Genomic DNA, 2369 nt, shown 5'->3' with positions numbered 1-2369 from the left:
ATTAAGATTGCGATCACGGTCGACGACTCTTTCTTGGAAAGGCATGCCGTGGGCCCGGGGCATACGCCGAGTACGGTCGCGGAAGCTCTGATGGCGGCCTTTGCGAGACATTCGATTTCTGGTGTCTACGCGTTCTCCGGTACAGCTCCGGCGGACCATGACAGCGATCTGCTTCGGATTCTCGACCAGTGGGTTGAACGGGGACACTTCGTCTCAAATCACACCCACTATCACGCCAACCTCAACTGGATCGACGCCGTTCACTACATACGAGACATAGAAAAGACCGGAGAGCTCATTGAGCGGTGGGCAAGCCAGTCGCCAACACGCTACTTCCGCTACGCGATGGACAATTGGGGCAATACCCAGGACAAGTTTGAACAGGTAAGCGCCTATTTATCGAGCAACAAGTATACGACCGCGCCGATCAACGCGTGGTTTTACGACACAGACTTCATCGCGCCTCACTATCGGGCGAGCCTAAGCAAGGACGAGGCTGCGCTTCAATATCTGCGCAAGACTTTCATTGAGACGGCCTTGCAGCAGCTGCGGGTGCAGGCGGCTGCGGCCCGGGCGATGTTTGGCCGGGACATAAGCTATATTTGGCTCATTCACGCGACGCCGCTCGCTGCCGAATGCATCGGCGAAATCCTCGAGGGCTTCGCGACGGGCGGCGCCGAGTTCATCGGTCTGGACGAGGCTATGTCCGATCCGATCAACGGCCAGCCGGTCCCCTTGGTCACGCACCGCTTCCTGAATCACATCCAGAAGTGGGCGACGGTCCGGGGCTTAAGTATCGATGATTGTCCGCCTGCGATTGTCGATGAAATTGATCGGATCTGCCCAATGGCCGGGCTTTCGAAGCCGGAGGTAATGACCAAGGTGTTCAAGGGAATCTGCGATGAAGTCGGAGGCTTCTGGATCCCCCGGACGAATTGAGCAGACCAGCAATGAAGAAGATCGCGATCAAGAGCTATGGTGAACCGGATGACGTGGTGGCATGCGTGGAGGCGCCGGACGTCGGCGAGCCCGGAGCGGACGAAGTCGTATTTCGTACCGTCGCCTTTCCCATCAATCCCGCCGACATTTCTTTTATCCGAGGAAAATATCGCCTCAAGCCTCCCCTCCCAGCCACACCCGGCGCCGAGTGCGTCGGTCGGATTTCCGCCGTCGGATCGGCAGTAGGGGCGGTCAGGCGCGGCGATCTCGTCATTAATCTGGATCGCGAAAACTGGGCCCAGGAACGGCGAGTGAAGGCGGACAGGGTGATAGTACTGCCGCCCGATTCCGATCCTCTTCAGTCCGCGATGCTTCGGATCAACCCGCCGACCGCTCGTCTCCTGCTCGATGACTTCGTTCCCCTCAAAGAGGGAGATTGGATCATCCAGAACGCCGCCAACTCGTCGGTCGGCCACCTCGTCATTGCGTTCGCTAAGAGACGTCGCCTGCGCACGATCAATGTCGTGCGAAACGAAGAAGCTTTCCCTGCGCTGAAGGAGCTGGGCGCCGATGCGTGCCTCGTTGACGGCGATGGCCTTCATCAGCGCGCTGAGGCAATTACGGGTGGAGCGGAAGTGAGGCTCGGTATTGACGCGGTCGCGGGGGCCGCGACCGCGAGGATCGCCGCCTGTCTGGCTCCCGGCGCCACCCTATGCGCCTATGGGTCTATGTCCGGCGATCCGATCACGGTTCCGTCCTCCGAAATGATCTACCGCGACATCCGCCTGCGCGGCTTCCTTCTGGGTCGTCATCTTGATAGGCGCGGCACCGACGAGGTCCAGCGCTTCTACCACGACATCGAAAATGATCTAAGGGAGGCGAAATTCCGCATCGGCATCGAACGTCTGTATCCGATCGAGAACATCCGAGAGGCGCTTGCACATGCGCTCCGCTCCCGAAGCTCGGGCAAGATCCTCGTCACGCCCAACGGACCTGTCGGGTAGCAAGCGTGAAGTAGCTCGGCGCGCGACGCGCGGGGCCAAGCACCCAGTTATTCAGGGACCGGAATGACCGCATGATCGACGAAACGCACGACTTATCCCGACGCAGCTTCGTCGAGGACGCCAATGAAAGCTGTTGCGAATATCCAGTCCAGAATCTTCCGCTCGGCATCTTCAGCACCCGGGAAAATTCGGAGCGTCGTCCTGGAGTTGCGATTGGCTCCCGCGTTTTCGATCTCAAGCGGGCGAGCGAACTTGACCTGCTTCCATCCTCCATCCGAAAGGAGGTGTTCGGAGGACCGTCGCTGAACGCGTTGTTCTCGTTGGGGCGCCCGGCGCTCGGGGAATTGCGCTTCAAATTGGCCGATCTGCTAGACGAAAGAGAATCCGGCAACACTGTGAAGCGACGAGAAGAGCAGCTTCTGCATT

General features: G+C 59.3%; 2 protein-coding genes and 1 pseudogene. All 3 read left to right on the top strand.

Translation table 11 applies throughout. The features are described 5' to 3' along the window. Positions 1-939, top strand: a 939-nt coding sequence (locus I5M_RS05135; protein WP_022720427.1) for a polysaccharide deacetylase family protein, incomplete at its 5' end; no start/stop codon positions are given. Positions 940-950: 11 nt separating this feature from the next. Continuing rightward, positions 951-1943 carry a 2-enoyl thioester reductase domain-containing protein gene (locus I5M_RS05130; protein WP_022720426.1) on the top strand — a complete coding sequence of 331 codons (993 nt, stop codon included), beginning with the start codon at positions 951-953 and terminating at the stop codon, positions 1941-1943. Positions 1944-2014: 71 nt separating this feature from the next. Continuing rightward, positions 2015-2369 (top strand): annotated as a pseudogene (locus tag I5M_RS05125) (fumarylacetoacetase); the annotation flags it as partial.

Origin of the sequence: Rhodopseudomonas sp. B29, assembly GCF_000333455.1 — a bacterium.
GTDB lineage: Bacteria > Pseudomonadota > Alphaproteobacteria > Rhizobiales > Xanthobacteraceae > Rhodopseudomonas.
This window is presented reverse-complemented; position numbering and strand designations above follow the sequence as displayed.